Source organism: Streptomyces sp. NPDC007901 (genome assembly GCF_042959465.1).
In the GTDB taxonomy this organism is placed as follows: Bacteria; Actinomycetota; Actinomycetes; order Streptomycetales; family Streptomycetaceae; genus Streptomyces.
The window spans coordinates 1-16,722 of record NZ_JBIBKW010000007.1; the positions used below are offsets into that span (position 1 = coordinate 1).

Genomic DNA, 16,722 nt, shown 5'->3' on the forward strand with positions numbered 1-16,722 from the left:
CCGTCCGCTGCCTGCCCCTACACCTCCGCGATCACGCCCCGCACACGAAGAAGTCCCTGTTCATCGAACAGGGACTCCCTTTGCCACAACGCACTGACAATCCCCTCCGCCAACCACCTCAAATCCCGCCTGGTTCAGAGCATGCAGGACCTCCGCGACAAGCTCACCCACCTCAGACGACACATTCCTCGCCAGCCCGCAGCCGGGCCCTTCATGCTCACGCGTGCGGCGGACTTCGTGGACGATCTGTAACGCTCGCAAGATCAGCACCACACAGATGCGTTGACCTCATGGCGGCGGGCCGTCACCCGTGCTACTTGAAACCCGCTTGCGCCGAAGAAAGTGACCCCCGGACGTGGGTCGGGCCGCCTGCCCTCCAGGGGGAGGTACGCGGGCGGCATCGTGCAGGGGTGGAGCCGTTTGCCCCCGGATGCGCGCGACGGACTTGCTCCCCGGCCGCGTAGAGCAGACGACGGATTCACCCACGGAGGGGACTGCACAGTGACAGCGCGTGCACTCAAGGGGGCACTGAGGGGTGCCAGGGGTACGGCGATCGCGGCAGCGGCGATGGCCGTGCTGACCGCGTCGCAGGCGCCGAGGGCGGTCTCGGCCGAGGCCGTGGAGCCCGCGCGTAGGGCGGCACCCGCCGAGCACGGCCTCAGCGTGTCCGGCGACGCTCCGTACCGCACCGGCCTTCCCCCGCTGCGGACGCGGAAGAAGGGCTCGGCACACGGAGTGTCGGGCGGCGGCGCCCTGCCCGCGAGCGTGTTCGCCGCGTACCGGCGTGCCGAGGAGGAGCTGGCGCGCAGCGCGCCACGCTGCCGGCTGCGCTGGCAGCTGCCGGCCGCGATCGGACAGGTGGAGTCCGGGCAGGCACGGGGCGGCCGGGTGACCCGGGACGGGACGACCGTGACGCCCATCCTCGGCCCGCGGCTGACCGGCGGTGCCTTCGCCGTCGTGGCGGACACCGACGGCGGTGCGTACGACGGGGACACGGTGTACGACCGCGCGGTCGGCCCGATGCAGTTCATCCCGTCCACCTGGGCCCGCTGGGGAGCGGACGGCAACGGCGACGGACGCGCGGACCCGAACAACGTCTACGATGCGGCGCTCGCCGCCGGCCGCTACCTGTGCGCGGGCGGCCGGGACCTGTCGAACCCCGCCGACCTGGACCGGGCGATCCTGGGCTACAACCACTCCGACGCCTATCTGCGCACCGTCAAGGCGTGGTACGCGTACTACCTGACCGGACACCGCGTGGTGCCGGACGCGTCCGACGGTTCCCGGTCGGACCGGCCGAAGCCCGCCCGCCCGAAGAGGCCGAAGCCGTCGGACGACCGGGAGCCGGGCCCTGGTCCTTCGCACACGCCGTCGCCCCCGCCCACCTCGCCCTCCCCCAGCCCGTCCCCCAAGGCCGGCATCCCGAAGGAGTCCGGGACTCCGCTCGTTCCCGTCCCCGAACCGACCCTCACATTGCCCGACTTCGGTGTGCTGCCCGACGCGGGACCGCTGACCACCGGCAACGGCGGGAACACGATGGACGTCTCCCCCTCCACAAATGCCACTACCCGGCGGTAATGTCGCCCCCCGCCGGAAGCACAGGACCGGCGGGTGAGTGCGAAGGGGCCCTCATGGCGACGGACATGCCTGCGGACACAGCGGCCGACGACGAGCGTTGGCAGCGCATGTGGAGCCATCGCGAGCAGCTGCTCAAGGTGGCCCGGCGGCGATCCATGAGCCGGGAGGACGCCGAGGACGCCGTTCACGAGGCGATGCTGCGGGCCGCGGAACGCCCGGACCTCGACGACGAGCGGCTCGGCGCCTGGCTGACGACGGTGACGATGCGGCTGTGCGTCGACCGGCACCGGCAGGTCAACCGCGAGGCCGAGGTGGGCAGCCGCCGCACACTCGTCGCGCCGGGCCCGGTTCCCGTCGAGGAGGCGGTGTGCGACCGGGCCGAGGCGAAGTGGCTCGCCGTGCGCAGCGGTGAGCTGCCCGCCCGGCAGGCGGAGGCGCTGCGGCTGAAGTCGGAGGACCTGGACGTCGGCCAGGTCGCCGTGCGCATGGGGCTGAGCTACCGGACCGTCGAGTCCCTGCTGGCCCGCGCCCGGCGAACGCTGCGCGCCTCGCTGGCCGGGACGCTCGGGCTCGTGCTGTTCCTGCTGGGACGCGGCCGGCCGCGCGCGGGCGGCAAGGCGCACACGGTGGCCGTGGCCTCGACGGCGGCGACGCTGGTGGTGACGGGCTTCGCGCTGCCGTACGCGCTGGACGGCGGCGGGAAGGGCCCGGCGCCCCGGCCGGCGGTGTCCACCGGTGCCGGGGCGATCCGGTCGGACAGCACGGCCCGGGCGTGGGTCCCGGGGACGCCCGAAGCCGCACGCAAGCCGACGAGCCGCGCGCACCCGCCGGCCGCGTCCACTGCCGGCGGGTCGTCGGCGAAGATGTCCGTGCCACCCCTGCCGGCCGTCCTGCCCGCCTCGCTTCCGAGCCTGTCGGCTCCCGCGGTGCCGCGGGTTCCGGACCTGCCGGTTGTGTCGGCCGTCCCCGCGCCGCCGTCGGTCCCGCCGGTCCCGGCCCCTGACGCCGTACCGTCCGCCCCGCTCTCCGTACCCACCCCGAGTACGCCTCGCGTGAAGCTGCCGTAGGGCCCGCGAACCCGTCCGAAAAAAAATCCGGGTCCGCCGCGACGGACGCCCCGCCCCTCCCCGTAGAGCAGTCGTCGGAGCTACTCACGGGCGAGGGCACGGGCGAAGGGCGGGACCGGATGGGTGTCGAGATCTGTGTGGAAGGGCTGACCAAGTCCTTCGGTCACCAGGTCATCTGGCAGGACGTGTCACTGACGCTGCCCGCCGGGGAGGTCTCGGTCATGCTCGGCCCCTCCGGGACGGGCAAGTCGGTGTTCCTCAAGACGCTCGTCGGCCTGCTCAAGCCGGACCGCGGCTCGGTCACGGTGGCCGGGCGGGACATCACCAAGCTGCGTGAGCACGATCTGTACGAGGTGCGGAAGTTGTTCGGCGTGCTGTTCCAGGACGGCGCGCTGTTCGGCTCGATGAACCTGTACGACAACATCGCCTTCCCCCTGCGCGAGCACACCCGCAGGTCGGAGAGCGAGATCCGGCGGATCGTGCTCGAGAAGATGGACATGGTCGGGCTGCTCGGCGCCGAGGCCAAGCTGCCCGGCGAGATCTCCGGCGGTATGCGCAAACGCGCCGGGCTTGCCCGGGCGCTGGTCCTGGACCCGGAGATCATCCTCTTCGACGAGCCGGACTCCGGCCTCGACCCGGTGCGCGTGGCCTACCTCAACCAGCTCATCGTCGACCTCAACGCGCAGATCGACGCGACCTTCCTCATCGTCACCCACGACATCGCCTCCGCCCGCCAGGTCCCCGACAACATCGGGCTGCTGTTCCGGCGCGAGCTGGTGATGTTCGGGCCTCGTGAACAGCTGCTGACCAGCGACGAGCCGGTCGTCCGCCAGTTCCTGAACGGCCGGATGCAGGGGCCGATCGGCATGGCGGAGGAGAAGGACGCGGCCCAGGTCGAACAGGAACTCGCCCAGATCCGGGAACCCACCAGGACTCCCGGCAGCAGGCCCCTGACCCCCCGCCTGCTGCCGGGCCCCGGCATCACCCGACCGCCCCGCTGGGAGGCGATCGCGGCACGGGAGGCCGAGCTGCAGCGGAAGGAGGTGGCCGACGCATGAACCTGTCCCCCACCGGTGCGCTACGGCACTCGGGCAACCTGTTCGCGATGGCCCTGGACGTCGTCCGGACCCTGCCCCGACGGCCTTTCCAGGCAAGGGAGTTCATCCAGCAGGCGTGGTTCGTCGCGAGTGTCACGATCCTGCCCACCGCCCTCGTGTCCATCCCCTTCGGCGCGGTCATCGCGCTCCAGATCGGCAGCCTGACCCGGCAGCTCGGCGCCCAGTCCTTCTCCGGGGCCGCGTCCGTGCTCGCGGTGCTGCGCGAGGCCTCGCCGATCGTCACGGCCCTGCTGATCGCGGGCGCGGGAGGCACGGCGATCTGCGCGGACCTCGGGGCGCGCAAGATCCGGGACGAGATCGACGCGATGCAGGTGCTCGGCATCGACCCGATCCACCGGCTGGTGGTGCCGCGCGTGCTGGCCTCGATGGTGGTGGCCGTGCTGCTCAACGGTCTGGTGTCGGTCGTCGGCGTCGCGGGCGGCTACTTCTTCAACGTCATCCTGCAGAACGGCACGCCCGGCGCCTACCTGGCCTCCTTCACCACCCTCGCCCAGCTGGACGACCTGTGGGCGGCCGAGCTGAAGGCGCTGGTGTTCGGTGCGATCGCCGCGATCGTCGCCTCCTACAAGGGGCTGACCGCGCAGGGCGGGCCGAAGGGCGTGGGCGACGCGGTCAACCAGTCGGTCGTGATCACCTTCATGTTGCTGTTCGTGACCAACTTCGTGATGACCGCGGTGTACTTCCAGGTCGTCCCGCAGAGGGGTTAGCCCATGCGACTTCTCAGCCGTCCACTGGACGCTCTCGAAGAGCTCGGATCCCAGCTCTCCTTCTACGGGCGCTCACTGGCCTGGACGGGCCGCACCGTGCGCCGCTACAAGAAGGAGATCCTGCGGCTGCTCGCCGAGGTGAGCTTCGGCCGAGGCGCCCTCGCCGTCGTCGGCGGCACGGTCGGCGTGATCGCCTTCCTCTCCTTCTTCACCGGTACCGAGGTCGGCCTCCAGGGCTACGCGGCCCTCAACCAGCTCGGCACCTCCAACTTCGTCGCGTTCCTGTCGGCGTACTTCAACACCCGGGAGATCGCCCCGCTGGTGGCCGGACTCGCCCTGTCCGCGACAGTCGGCGCCGGGTTCACCGCACAGCTCGGTGCGATGCGGATCAGCGAGGAGACCGACGCGCTGGAGGTGATGGGCGTCCCGTCGCTGCCGTTCCTGGTGACGACGCGGATGATCGCCGGCTTCGTCGCGGTGATCCCGCTGTACGTGATCGGGCTGTTGTCCTCGTACCTCGCCGCCCGCACCATCACGACCGGTTACTACGGGCAGTCGACGGGCACGTACGACCACTACTTCCACCAGTACCTGCCACCGGTCGACGTCTTCTGGTCCTTCGGCAAGGTGATCGTCTTCGCCGTCCTGATCATCCTCGTGCACTGCTACTACGGCTACCACGCGAGCGGCGGCCCGGCGGGCGTCGGCGTCGCGGTCGGCCGTGCGGTGCGGACCTCGATCGTCGCCATCAACGTCCTGGACTTCTTCCTGAGCCTCGCGATCTGGGGCGCCACCACAACCGTACGAATCGCGGGGTGAGGCCGATGAGAGCACTGAGACTCAGGTTGTACGGCGTCGCGTTCATCGCCGTGCTCGCGCTGCTGCTGTCGCTCGCCGTGGCCGTCTACGAGCAGGCGTTCACGCCGGTCGTGCGCATCACGCTGCAGGCCGACACGCTCGGCAACCAGCTCGAGCCGCGCGCCGACGTCAAGCTGCGCGGGCTGCTGGTCGGCGAGGTTCGGGCAACGCACGCGGACGGGACGAAGGCCACGCTCGACATCGCGCTCAAGCCTGAGTACGTCCCGTACATCCCCTCGGACGTACACGCGCGGCTGCTGCCCAAGACACTCTTCGGCGAGAAGTACGTCGATCTCGTGCCGCCCGCCGGGTCGGCGGCCCGGCCCATCCGCGCCGGGGACGTCATCACGCAGGACCGCACCACGGTCGGCATCGAGGTACAGCAGCTGATGAACGACCTGCTGCCGCTGCTGCGGACGGTCCGGCCGGGCGAACTCAACGCCACGCTCTCGGCGTTCGCCACCGCTCTGGAGGGCCGCGGCGACCGGATCGGCGACAACCTCACACGGGTCGAGGGCTATCTGCGCAGCCTCAACCCGCACCTGCCCTCCCTCAAGGAGGACATCACACGGTTCGCGGACGTCGCCGAGGTGTACGGCGACGCCGCACCCGACCTGATGCGGATCCTGCGCAACACGGTCACCACCAGCCGAACGATCGTCGAGCAGAGGGACCGGTTGGCCTCGGCTCTGCGCGCGACCGCCTCCGTGGCGGGCACGGCGAACGACTTCCTGTCCGAGAACGGCGACCGGCTGATCACCCTGGGCCGGGTCGCCCGCCCCACGCTGGAGCTGTTCGCCCGCTACTCCCCCGAGTACCCCTGTCTGTTCCAGGGCCTGGTCCGGCAGGAGAAGGCGTCGGAGGACGCGTTCCGGGGCGGCGAGATGCGGATCACCCTCGAGGTCGTCCGGCCGCAGGGGGCGTACCGGCCCGGTGAGGAGCCGGTGTACGGCGAACGGTCCGGCCCGAACTGCCGCGGCCTGCCGCATCCGCAGGTGCCCGGGCCGAAGCCCCACCTCGACGACGGTACGTCGGCCGGAGGTTCCGGCGGCGCACTCCCCGGAGGTGTCGACGTGTCCGCCACCCGGGCCGAGCAGCGGGCCGTCGGCTCGCTCGTGGCCCCCGTCATGGGCGTCCCCGCGGACCAGGTGCCGCCCGTGGCGACCCTGCTGTTCGGGCCGCTCGCGCGCGGAACGGCGGTGAGTGTCGCATGAGCAGGTCAGGAGCCCGGCAGACCGCCGCCCCGCTGGTCAAGTTCAGCCTCTTCGCGCTGGTCACGATCGCGGCGACGGCGCTGCTCGCCGCCACCATCGTCAACGTCTCCTTCACCCCCGAGGACACCTATCACGCGGTGTTCACCGACGTCACCGGGCTGGAGACCGGCGACGACATCCGGGTGGCCGGAGTGCGGGTGGGAGAGGTCGACGGCATCCGGATCAAGGACCGGACCCTGGCGGAGGTCACGTTCACCGTCAGCGCGGACCGGCCGCTGCTCGCCGGGACCCACGCGGTCGTCCGCTACCGCAACCTGGTCGGGCAGCGGTACATCGCGCTCACCGAGGGCACGGGTGACGTCACCGCCCGGCTGCGGCCGGGCGGCACGATCCCGCTGTCCCGGACCCAGCCGGCGCTGGACCTCAACGCGCTGCTGAACGGCTTCAAGCCGCTGTTCGCCGCGCTCAGCCCGAGCGACGTCAACCAGCTCGCCACCGAGATCGTCCAGACCCTGCAGGGCGAGGGCGGCACGGTGAACAGCCTGCTCGCGCACACCGCCTCGCTCACCAGCACCCTCGCCGACCGCGACAAGCTGATCGGATCGGTGATCGACAACCTCAACACCGTCCTGGAGACGCTCGACAAGCGCGGCTCCCGCTTCTCCGAGCTGCTCACGCAGCTGCGCCGGGTGGTCTCGGGGCTGGCCGCCGACCGCGGGCCCATCGGGGAGTCGCTGGTGAGCATCGGCGACCTCACGGACGTCACGTCGGGGCTGCTGAAGGACGCGCGTCCACCGCTGAAGGACGACATCGCCGGGCTCGGCGATCTCACCGGAACGCTGAACAAGAACGAGAACACCGTGGAGGGCGTCCTGAAGCGGCTGCCGAACAAGCTCGAGAAGCTGACGGGGACCGCCTCGTACGGCTCGTGGTTCAACTTCTACCTCTGCGACTTCGACGGCCGGATCGTGCTGCCGAAGACCAAGCAGGTGATCAGCCCGGAGCTGCACGTGGCGCAGGCGAGGTGTGGCGGATGAGCATGCGCATCAGGCGGCGCACCGTCCGCCGCCCCGAGCCACTCGTGAGGGTCCGGGTCCTGCCGCCGAAACTGCCGAAACTCCCCAGACTGCTACCCAAACGCAAACCCCGCCCCGAACCCCTCGTGAAGGTACGCGTCCTGCCGCCGAAGTTGCCCAGGATCCGGCTCAAGCGCCCACGCCTGAAGCCCTTTCGCGAGCGTAACCCGGTCGTCGTCGGCGCCGTCGGCCTCACCGTCCTCGCGCTGCTCACGTTTGCCGCCTTCAACGCCGACAGCCTGCCGCTGATCGGCGGCGGCGACACCTACAGCGCGGCCTTCTCCGAGGCCGGCGGGCTCAAGCCGGGCGACGAGGTACGGATCGCCGGGGTCAAGGTCGGCAAGGTCGAGGGCGTCGACCTGGACGGCGACCACGTCAAGGTGACCTTCAAGGTGAAGGGCCATCCGGCGTTCGGTACCGACACGGGTGCGTCGATCCGTGTCAAGACGATCCTCGGCGCGAAGTACCTGGCCCTGTACCCGAAGGGGCCCGGCCAGTTGAAGCCGGGCCGCGAGATCCCGCTCCGGCGGACCGTGTCGGCGTACGACGTCGTCCAGGCCTTCAGCGACCTGACGACCACCACCGAGGAGGTCGACACGGACCGGCTCGCGAAGGCACTGGACACGATCTCCGTCACCTTCCAGGACTCCCCCGAGGAGGTGCGGGCGTCGATCAAGGGGCTGTCGCGGATCTCCCGGACCGTGGCCGCCCGTGACAAGGCGCTGCGCGGGCTCCTCGACCATGCGAACGGAGTCACCGAGGTGCTGGCCGGTCACACGAAGGACTTCTCCGCACTGGTGAAGGACGGTGACGCCCTGTTCAAGGAGATCGACAAGCGGCGCACGGCGATCCACAAGCTGCTCAAGAGCTCCGCGCTGCTCGGCATCGAGCTGTCCGGCCTGGTCGACGACAACAGCAAGGAGATCGGGCCCGCACTCAAGAACCTCGACACCTTCGTGACGATGCTCGAACGCAACCAGGCGAGCCTCGACCGCAGCGTCCGACTGCTCGCCCCGTACGTACGGCTCTTCACCAACACCCTCGGCAACGGCCGCTGGTTCGACTCCTACATCCAGAACCTGGTCGCCGCCCCGGTCGCGCCACGGACGGGAGGCACCCGATGACCCGCAGACTCCTGGCCCTGTTCACCGCGCTCGCGATCGTCGTCGGCCTCGCCGTCGTCCTCTGGCCGGGCCCCGGCCCCGTCCGCGTCACGGCGTACTTCCCGCGCACCGTCGGCATCTACCCCGGCTCCGACGTCCGTGTCCTCGGCGTCCGCATCGGCGAGGTCAGGGAGATCACGCCGGAGGGCGACCGGGTACGGGTGGAGCTGGAATACGACCGGGGCCGCAAGGTCCCCGCCGGCGCACAGGCCGCCATCGTCAACTCCTCGGTGGTCAGCGACCGTTACGTGCAGCTGCTGCCGGTGTACCGCAGGGGCGCGGTGCTGCGGGACGGAGACGTCATCCCCGAGTCCCGTACGGCCGTCCCCGTCGAGCTGGACCGGATCTTCGACAGCCTGCACACCACCGCCGAGGCGCTCGGCCCGAACGGTGCCAACAAGAAGGGCTCGCTGTCCCGGCTGCTCGGGGTGAGCGCCGACAACCTCCAGGGGCAGGGCGAGAACCTCAACCAGACGGTGGAGGACCTGTCCCAGGCGGTCACCACGCTGTCCGACGGACGCGGCGACCTGTTCGGGACCGTGCGGAACCTTCAGGTGTTCACGGCCGCACTCGCGGCGGACGACACCAGCGTGCGGTCGTTCAACACCGACCTCGCCGACGTGGCCGGGCAGCTCGCCGGGGAGCGCAAGGATCTCGCGGCCGCGCTCAAGTACCTGGCCGCCGCACTCGGCGACGTGTCCGGCTTCGTGAAGGGCAACAAGAAGGCGCTGACCTCGGACGTGCAGGGCCTGGCCAAGGTCACCAAGGTCCTCGTCACCCAACGGGACGCTCTGGAGGAGCTGTTGACCGTCGCCCCCACGGGCCTGTCGAACCTGCAGAACGCCTACGACCCCGCCGCCGGCACCCTCGACACCCGCAACAACGCGCAGACCCCGCAGGATCCGTCATCCCTTCTCTGCTCGATCCTGAAGACGACCGGCGACGACCACGACAACTGTGCCGGGCTGAAGAAGCTTCTCCACTCCCTGCCCGAGGTTCCCTCGGCCCCGGCGTCGACGGGCACGGTCGACAAGACCCTCGGCGGGATTCTGGGGGCACCGGCATGAGCGTGCAGCGCAAGGGGCGGGTGGCCGCCTGGACGGCGATCGGCTCGCTGCTGCTGACCGGCTGCGAGTTCAACGGCTGGTACGACGTTCCGCTCCCCGGCGGCGCCGCCTCGGGCGGTCACGCCTACCACGTCACCGTCGACTTCCGGGACGTCCTGGACCTGGTGCCGCAGTCGGCGGTCAAGGTCGACGACGTCACCGTCGGCACGGTCGAGAAGGTGGAACTGGACGGCTGGCACGCCCGCGTGCGGCTCAGAATCGCCGACTCGGTGAAGCTGCCCGGCAACGCCGTCGCCGATCTGAGGCAGACCAGCATGCTCGGCGAGAAGTACGTCGCCCTGTCCCCGCCGGCCGGCACACGGCCCGTCGGACGGCTCCGCGACGGCGACCGCATCCCGCTGTCCCGGAGCGGCCGCAACCCGGAGGTCGAGGAGGTGCTGTCGGCCCTGTCCGCGCTGCTCAACGGCGGCGGGGTGGCCCAGCTCAAGACGATCACCGTCGAGTTGAACAAGGCCCTCAGCGGCCGCGAGGACCGGGTCAGGTCCCTGCTGAAGCAGCTCGACACGTTCCTCGGCGGCCTCGACGACCAGCGGGCGGAGATCGTGCGCGCGCTCAAGGGCGTCGACCGGCTGGCGAAGCGGCTGAAGAACGAGAAGAAGACGATCGCCCTGGCCGTCGACACCATGCCGCCCGCTCTGAAGGCCCTCGCCGACCAGCGCAAGGACCTGACGAAGATGCTCACCGCCCTGTCAACGCTCGGCAAGACCGGCACGAGGGTGGTGAACGCCTCCCACGACGACACCGTCGCCGACCTGAAGAAGCTCCAGCCCATCCTGCAGGAGCTGAACAAGGCGGGCGACGACCTGCCCGACTCCCTTGAGCTCCTGACCACTTACCCGTTCCCGCGCAACGCGACGGACGCCGTCAAGGGCGACTACGTCAACCTGAAGATCACCGCCGACCTCGACCTGGCGGACCTGTACGGCAACGTCACCGGCAAGCCGGGCAACGGCGGGAAGTCCCCGGCCCCCGGGACCCCGCACCTTCCCGGCGTCCCCACTCCCACCCCTCTCCCGTCCGTCCCGTCCCTGCCGGGCACCCCGTCCGTGCCCTCCGTACCCGCCGTGCCCTCCGCGCCCGGCGTGCCCTCGACGCCCTCCGACGGCAGCACCCTGCTGTGCCCGCCGGTCTGCACCGCCGCCTACGGCTCCAAGGGCGGCTCGCGTCGCCTCCCGCCGGGGGTCGATCTCGGCCTCGCCGAGCTGATGCTGAAGGGGATACTGCCGTGATCACACGTACGGTCAGGGCCCAGCTGCTCGCCTTCGCGACCGTCACCGCCCTCGGAGTGTCGTATGTCGGCGCCCGGTACACGGGCCTGGTGGACGACGTCCTGCACCGCGGCTACACCGTGCGCGCCGACTTCGCCGAATCCGGGGGCGTCTTCCCCGGCGCCGAGGTCACCTACCGGGGGGTGCCGGTTGGCCGCGTGGGCGATCTGCGGCTGACCGGGTCCGGGATCTCGGTGGCGCTGAAGATCGAGGACGGCGCCCCGAGGATCCCGGCCGACACGCTCGCGGTGATCGCCGACCGTTCGGCGGTGGGCGAGCAGTACGTCGACCTCCAGCCACGGCGGTCGGGCGGGCCGTACCTCATGGACGGCAGCCCGATCCCGCGCAGCCGCACCCGGACCCCGCTGCCGGTCACCGACCTGGTCCTCAGCCTGGACCGGCTGGTCAACTCGGTCGGCAAGGACGATCTGCGGGTCACCGTGGACGAGCTGGGCAAGGCGTTCGCCGGCACCGGAGCGAACCTGAGCCGACTGGTGGACTCCGGCGACGCGCTGGTGGAGTCGGCATCCGATTCGCTCCCCCGGACGGTCTCGCTGATCGAGGACTCGCGGAAGGTGCTCAAGACACAGGCCGACGAGGGCTCGGCCATCAAGTCGTTCTCCCGCGACCTGGCCACGCTCACCGAGCAGCTGAAGTCGAGCGACGGCGATCTGCGCAGGCTTATCGGCAACACCGCGCCCGCCGCCCGGCAGTTGGACTCCCTGCTGAAGTCCACCCGGCCGCACGTGCCGGTCCTGCTGGCCAACCTCATCAGCGGCGGCCAGATCACCGTGGCCCGGCTGCCCGGCGTCGAACAGGCCCTGGTCACACTCCCGCTCAATGTCGCGGGCAGCTACACGGTCATCCCCGGCGACGGCACCACCCACTTCGGGCTGACCGTGAACGCCGACGACCCTCCCGCATGCACCCAGGGCTACGGCACCCGGCGGCGCGACCCCGCCGACACCGGCACGCGCCCGGCGAACACCGACGCGCGCTGCACGGTACCGCGCGGCAGCAAGACCTCGGTGCGCGGAGCGCAGAACGCGCCCGGCGCGACGACCGGTCGGTACGGCGCCGACCAGGCCGCGTTCGTGGCCCCGTACGACCCGGAGACCGGCACCGTGACCGGCCCGGACGGAACGCCCGTCGAGATCGGCTCGACGGGCGGGGAACAGACCGTGTTCGGAAAGGAGTCGTGGCAATGGCTGCTCGTGGGACCGATGGCGTGAGAAGCGGCCGCATGAGGCTGCTGTCGGCGGGGCTCGTCGCCGCGACCGTGCTGACGACCGTGCTGTGTGTCTGGCTGGGCCTGAAGCTGTCCGACCAGCGCGCGGCGGAACAGCGCCGCCAGGACATCCTGGCGGCGGCCCGCCAGTCGGCGCTGAGCTTCACCTCGCTCGACTACCGGCACTACGACCGGGACAGCGGCAATGTGCTGAAGGGCGCCACCGGCGAGTTCAAGAAGGAGTTCGCCGCGCAGACCGCACAGCTGACGAAGCTGGTTGCGCAGAACAAGTCGGTGTCCGAGGGGCAGGTCCTGGAAGCGGGCATCGTGCGGTCCGACGCGCGCTCGGCCCGGGTCCTGGTCGTGGCCGACAGCAAGGTGACCAACACCGCCGCGCCCGAGGGCCAGGCGCGCACCTACCGGCTCCAACTCGACCTCGCGCGCGTGGCCGGCCGCTGGCTGACCTCCGACGTCGCGTTCGTGGGCTGACCCACCCGTGAGGCCATCGATGAGAAGAGACACCATGGTGAACCCGACCTCCCGCACCCGCGGCACCGGCTCACCGGCCCGCCGCACCATGACCGCGGCCGCCCGCGCGGCAGCCAAGCGCGCCGGACGGCCCGCGTTCCCCGAGCACGGTGCCCGCCAGGAAGAGCAGACTCTTTCCGGGCGCACCCTGCTCGTCGAGCCCCCGGCGAACGGCTGGGAGGACCCGCCGGAGCCCGAGTCTCCCGAGTCGCCCGAGTCGTTCGAGGGGGAGCAGCCGGAGGACGGCGCGCCCTCGCGCAAGGCCGGGCCGAGCGTGCTCACCGCGGTGCTGGGCGTCGTCCTCGTGGCGGCCCTGGTCGCGGCGGCCGTACTCGGGTGGCAGTACCGGCAGGGGCGGCAGGCGGAACAGGCCCGCGGCGAGGCCCTCGCGGCGGCGCGGCAGGCGGCGCCGGTCGTGCTGTCGTACGACTACCGGCACCTGGACCGGGACTTCTCCCGGGCCCGCGCCCTGCTGACCGGGCACTTCCGCGACCAGTACGGCAAGACCACGAAGGCGGTGGTCGCGCCGACCGCGACGAAGTACCACGGCGTGGTGAAGGCGACCGTGGCCACACCCACCGACGGCGGCACCCCGGCGGTCTCCGTCGTGTCGGCCACACCGGACCGGGCCGTCGTCCTGCTCTTCGTCAACCAGGTCACCCGGAGCACCCAGGTCCCGGAGCCCCGGCTGGACCTGAACCGGGTGCGTATGACGCTCACCCGCACCTCCGACGGCTGGAAGGTGAGCGGCGTCGACGCCCTCTGACCAGGCGTCCGTAAGTGCCCTCGCGCAGTCGTGCGGGGGCACTTTTTCGCGGGGAACGGGGTGCGGCCCGAAGACGTCCGCCCCAGAAGCCGGCGCCCCCGCCCGCCGCCGCCCGAGGGGGATCCGAAGGTGCCGCCGTTGCCCCCGGCACCCGGTGTTCCGTTCCCACCGTTGCTTCGACCGCCGCTGCCTCCGCTGCCTGTTCCGCCGGAGGCGCACATCCCACTGCCGCCCGAGCCGGCACCGCTGACGCCGGTGCCGTCGCCAACGGGGTTGCAGTTGGCAGTCCCGACGCCACCGGGCCCACCGGGCCGCAGGGGCAAGTTGGTGCCTCCGCCGACGGCGACGGCGACGGCGACGGCGACGGCGACGGCGACGGCGACGGCGACCAGCATCCGCGGGTCTGTCGCTGGAACGCCGGTCAGTCCGCAAGGGGCGGAAGACACTGAGCACGTGCGGACGTCGGACTCGCCGCCGCCTGCTCCGCCGCGGGCACTGCCGCCCGTGCCACCTGCCACCCCGACCTCGACATACAGGGTGCTGCCGGGCGTGACCGGGATGTCCGCGGTCACCTGTGCTCCGGAGCTTCCGCTGCTGATCCGTGGTGATGCCGTTGGCGCCGTCGGTGACCACATGGATGCTGGTCACCCCGGAGGGAACGGTGAAGGTGTCTTCCCCGGTGGTGGTGTACGTGCAGGTGGGGGGTCCACCGGTGAAGGTTCCATTGGTGCCGCACGGATTTTGCGCGTGCGCCTCCTGGGACGATGCCCCCGCGAGGCCGAGTGCCAGGCTCGCGGAAAGCGCCACGGCCGTTGGCCACCGGGGTCTTGTACGCGGTGCCCGGCCATCCACGGCCCGCACAGACGGCCCGCGAACCCATGACCCCAAGTGACGGGAACGGGGTCTTTGTCGGCCCCAAGGGGTCTGGGTGCTCACCGCTTCGACGACTGCAGCCGGTCTCGACCGACTCCCCAGCCCTCCTTCCTACGGGCTCGTGGAGTCCTCAATGGGAACCTCATGGGAACGGAAGGTCGAGTAAAGGCGGGGAACGATCGAACGACAACGCAAGGTCGGACTGCGCTGACCAGAAGGAACGACGAATCCCGAGGAAGATCATCACGGACGGGGAAGACTATAGGGACTCTCCTGAAGCGGGTGTCGCAGGTTCGAATCCTGCCGGGGGCACAGCGAGAAGGGCCAGCTCGGGAGGGTTTCCTCCTGAGCTGGCCCTGCGTCGCGTTCGGGGGCGTGCCAGACGCGTGTCACCAATGCCACGCGGATACCACGTCTCCTGGGCGGGAGCCTCTTCCCCGCCCTTCCAGATCATGTCGCCGAGACGCGGTGGCGTGTGGCAGCGGTAGGTTGAGGACCTTCGGCCAGGCTGGCGAAGCCGCCCTGGACCGATGACTGGCGGACAACACGCGAGTGTGCCTGGTCGAGCAGTTGGAACCGTGAGCCATGGAGTCACAGCTCATCTCTCGACTCGGCCTTCCGCCGGACCTCGACCAGAACCGCCACAACGCTTTCCGCTTTCCATAGCCGCCTGAAGAAGCTACGGGCCCGCTGTGGTTACCGATCAACGGTCAGGCTGTCGGCCAAGCCGTCAGCGATCACCCGACGAGGGAGTCCCGCGATCTCGCGATCAGAAGGAGACGGTGAATCCCACCTGGTGGTACTGACCGACGGTGTCCAGGACCTCGTCCTTGACCGCGCCGAGCTGAGCCACGAGGCCCGAGCTGCTGATCGCCGTGGGGCCGGCGGTGATACCGACCTGCGGGCTCAGGCCACCGGAGACGGTGTCGAGCTCGGCGTCGGAGATTTCAAGGGTCTGAACCTGGGGAGCGGAGTTCATCATGAAACTGCCCTTCGTATGGATGTTCTACAAGGGGGGCGGCCAAGCTGGGGACAGATGGTCGGCCGCGACCGCAGCCCGCGCCATCTCTTTCCGGACGTCTTGGCGCGATCCCTGCGACGCGAAGGATCAAATCACGGAGCATGCCCGGCATCCAGTCGGTCGTTGCTCCCAGCAGGGCAGTTGAAACGGTCGGCCACTCATCCGTGCAGGGATGCACACGAATAGAGGGCAGCCTCTCTACATGTAGTGCTGCACATCGAAACCGGCAGCTGTTGTCACGTCTGCTCCGACCCGGACAACTCTGCATCAACCGAACTCACCTGTGCGGCAATTGCGCCTTCGCTGTGTAGATCCAGTTGCAGATTCAGTCATGTACGCATCCGCGCGCCCTTCGGCGTGAGGTTCCCCGCCTGCCGCGCTGGTCGGGCCGGGCCCCGGCCGAGCGAAAACTCCATGACGAGATCCCCGAGCCGACCGAGGCCCTCACCGGCGTTTCCGCGAGCAGCACGCGTTCCTGGTCCGTCTTGCGTCTCGACCATCGGCCCGTCGTGATGCCGAGGTGTTCACGGAAGGCCGGGCGCTACCTACCGTCGGTGCGGTCGGCGGCGATGGCACGGTCCAGGGTGTCCGGTCTACAGCACACGAGATCAGCGACCGTTTGGCCGTCGTCGCGGGGTGATCCGCCGTGCAGACGGATCACCGTCCCGGCGATTCCTCGCCGAAGGCAGCCCCAGCCAGAACGGATTCAGTACACATGAGTCCGGGAATCCCTGTGAACACGCGAGAACCACCGAAGGGTGTTTCCCCGGCCCAGGCAGCATGCAGTCGGCGTTCCCGCAGGCCACGGCCCCAGCCAAAGGAAACTCCTAAAGCGGGTGTCGCAGGTTCGAATCCTGCCGGGGGCACCAGGTCAGAGGCCCCGGAGCGATCACGTCCGGGGCCTCGGACAGCCGCGTCGGGCATCAACGGCGCTGGGCGCTGACGATCGGGGCTCTTTCTGAGCAGTCGGTCCGATGTGGCTCATGACCGCACGCCGGGTCTCCTGCCCGCCGTGCGTGTACACGTTCATGGTGACGTTGATCCGGAAGTGACCGAAGATCTCCATCACCACGTGGGCGCGGTTCCTGCCGTGGTGAGGAGGGTGTGGAGTGACTCGGGGCACGCCCAGG

Annotated in this window: 14 protein-coding genes; 13 read left to right on the top strand and 1 reads right to left on the bottom strand. The window is 70.4% G+C overall.

All coding sequences use genetic code 11. The features are described from left to right. The first annotated feature begins 567 nt into the window (after window positions 1-567). The 13 genes from ACFZDK_RS22900 to ACFZDK_RS22960 all read left to right on the top strand — a co-directional run bounded on the left by ACFZDK_RS22900 (window position 568) and on the right by ACFZDK_RS22960 (window position 13,698). Window positions 568-1,578 (top strand): lytic murein transglycosylase, encoded by a 1,011-nt coding sequence (locus tag ACFZDK_RS22900; RefSeq protein WP_390975886.1) that lies wholly within the window; start codon window positions 568-570, stop codon window positions 1,576-1,578. A gap of 65 nt (window positions 1,579-1,643) precedes the next feature. Further along, window positions 1,644-2,645, top strand: coding sequence for a sigma-70 family RNA polymerase sigma factor (locus ACFZDK_RS22905; protein WP_390975073.1), 1,002 nt, complete (start codon window positions 1,644-1,646; stop codon window positions 2,643-2,645). Window positions 2,646-2,764: 119 nt separating this feature from the next. Then, window positions 2,765-3,703, top strand: a complete 939-nt coding sequence (locus ACFZDK_RS22910; protein WP_390975075.1) for an ATP-binding cassette domain-containing protein — start codon at window positions 2,765-2,767, stop codon at window positions 3,701-3,703. After that, the gene (locus ACFZDK_RS22915) at window positions 3,700-4,470 is read left to right on the top strand and encodes an ABC transporter permease (RefSeq protein WP_390975076.1); all 771 of its coding nucleotides are present in this window, start codon (window positions 3,700-3,702) and stop codon (window positions 4,468-4,470) included. The genes ACFZDK_RS22910 and ACFZDK_RS22915 overlap by 4 nt, the downstream gene beginning before the upstream one ends. A 3-nt stretch (window positions 4,471-4,473) precedes the next feature. Further along, complete coding sequence (locus tag ACFZDK_RS22920; protein WP_123976319.1) at window positions 4,474-5,289, top strand: ABC transporter permease; 816 nt, start codon at window positions 4,474-4,476, stop codon at window positions 5,287-5,289. Between the two features lie 5 nt (window positions 5,290-5,294). Next, window positions 5,295-6,542, top strand: coding sequence for an MCE family protein (locus ACFZDK_RS22925; RefSeq protein WP_390975078.1), 1,248 nt, complete (start codon window positions 5,295-5,297; stop codon window positions 6,540-6,542). Beyond that, on the top strand, window positions 6,539-7,579 hold the full coding sequence (locus tag ACFZDK_RS22930; RefSeq protein ID WP_390975080.1) for an MCE family protein: 1,041 nt from the start codon (window positions 6,539-6,541) through the stop codon (window positions 7,577-7,579). The genes ACFZDK_RS22925 and ACFZDK_RS22930 overlap by 4 nt, the downstream gene beginning before the upstream one ends. Then, on the top strand, window positions 7,576-8,742 hold the full coding sequence (locus tag ACFZDK_RS22935) for an MCE family protein (protein ID WP_390975081.1): 1,167 nt from the start codon (window positions 7,576-7,578) through the stop codon (window positions 8,740-8,742). The genes ACFZDK_RS22930 and ACFZDK_RS22935 overlap by 4 nt, the downstream gene beginning before the upstream one ends. Further along, entirely contained in the window at window positions 8,739-9,848 is a 1,110-nt protein-coding gene (locus ACFZDK_RS22940) for an MCE family protein (protein WP_390975082.1), read from the top strand. The genes ACFZDK_RS22935 and ACFZDK_RS22940 overlap by 4 nt, the downstream gene beginning before the upstream one ends. Beyond that, on the top strand, window positions 9,845-11,137 hold the full coding sequence (locus ACFZDK_RS22945; RefSeq protein ID WP_390975084.1) for an MCE family protein: 1,293 nt from the start codon (window positions 9,845-9,847) through the stop codon (window positions 11,135-11,137). Before ACFZDK_RS22940 ends, ACFZDK_RS22945 begins: the two co-directional genes overlap by 4 nt. After that, entirely contained in the window at window positions 11,134-12,408 is a 1,275-nt protein-coding gene (locus ACFZDK_RS22950) for an MCE family protein (protein ID WP_390975085.1), read from the top strand. Before ACFZDK_RS22945 ends, ACFZDK_RS22950 begins: the two co-directional genes overlap by 4 nt. A gap of 11 nt (window positions 12,409-12,419) precedes the next feature. After that, window positions 12,420-12,893, top strand: a complete 474-nt coding sequence (locus ACFZDK_RS22955; protein ID WP_260328226.1) for a hypothetical protein — start codon at window positions 12,420-12,422, stop codon at window positions 12,891-12,893. Between the two features lie 34 nt (window positions 12,894-12,927). Then, window positions 12,928-13,698 (top strand): hypothetical protein, encoded by a 771-nt coding sequence (locus ACFZDK_RS22960; RefSeq protein WP_390975086.1) that lies wholly within the window; start codon window positions 12,928-12,930, stop codon window positions 13,696-13,698. Window positions 13,699-15,340: 1,642 nt separating this feature from the next. Here the strand turns inward: ACFZDK_RS22960 and ACFZDK_RS22965 are convergent. Beyond that, window positions 15,341-15,550: a hypothetical protein gene (locus tag ACFZDK_RS22965; protein WP_390975888.1), complete on the bottom strand. Its 210-nt coding sequence runs from the start codon at window positions 15,548-15,550 to the stop codon at window positions 15,341-15,343. Window positions 15,551-16,722: the final 1,172 nt, after the last annotated feature.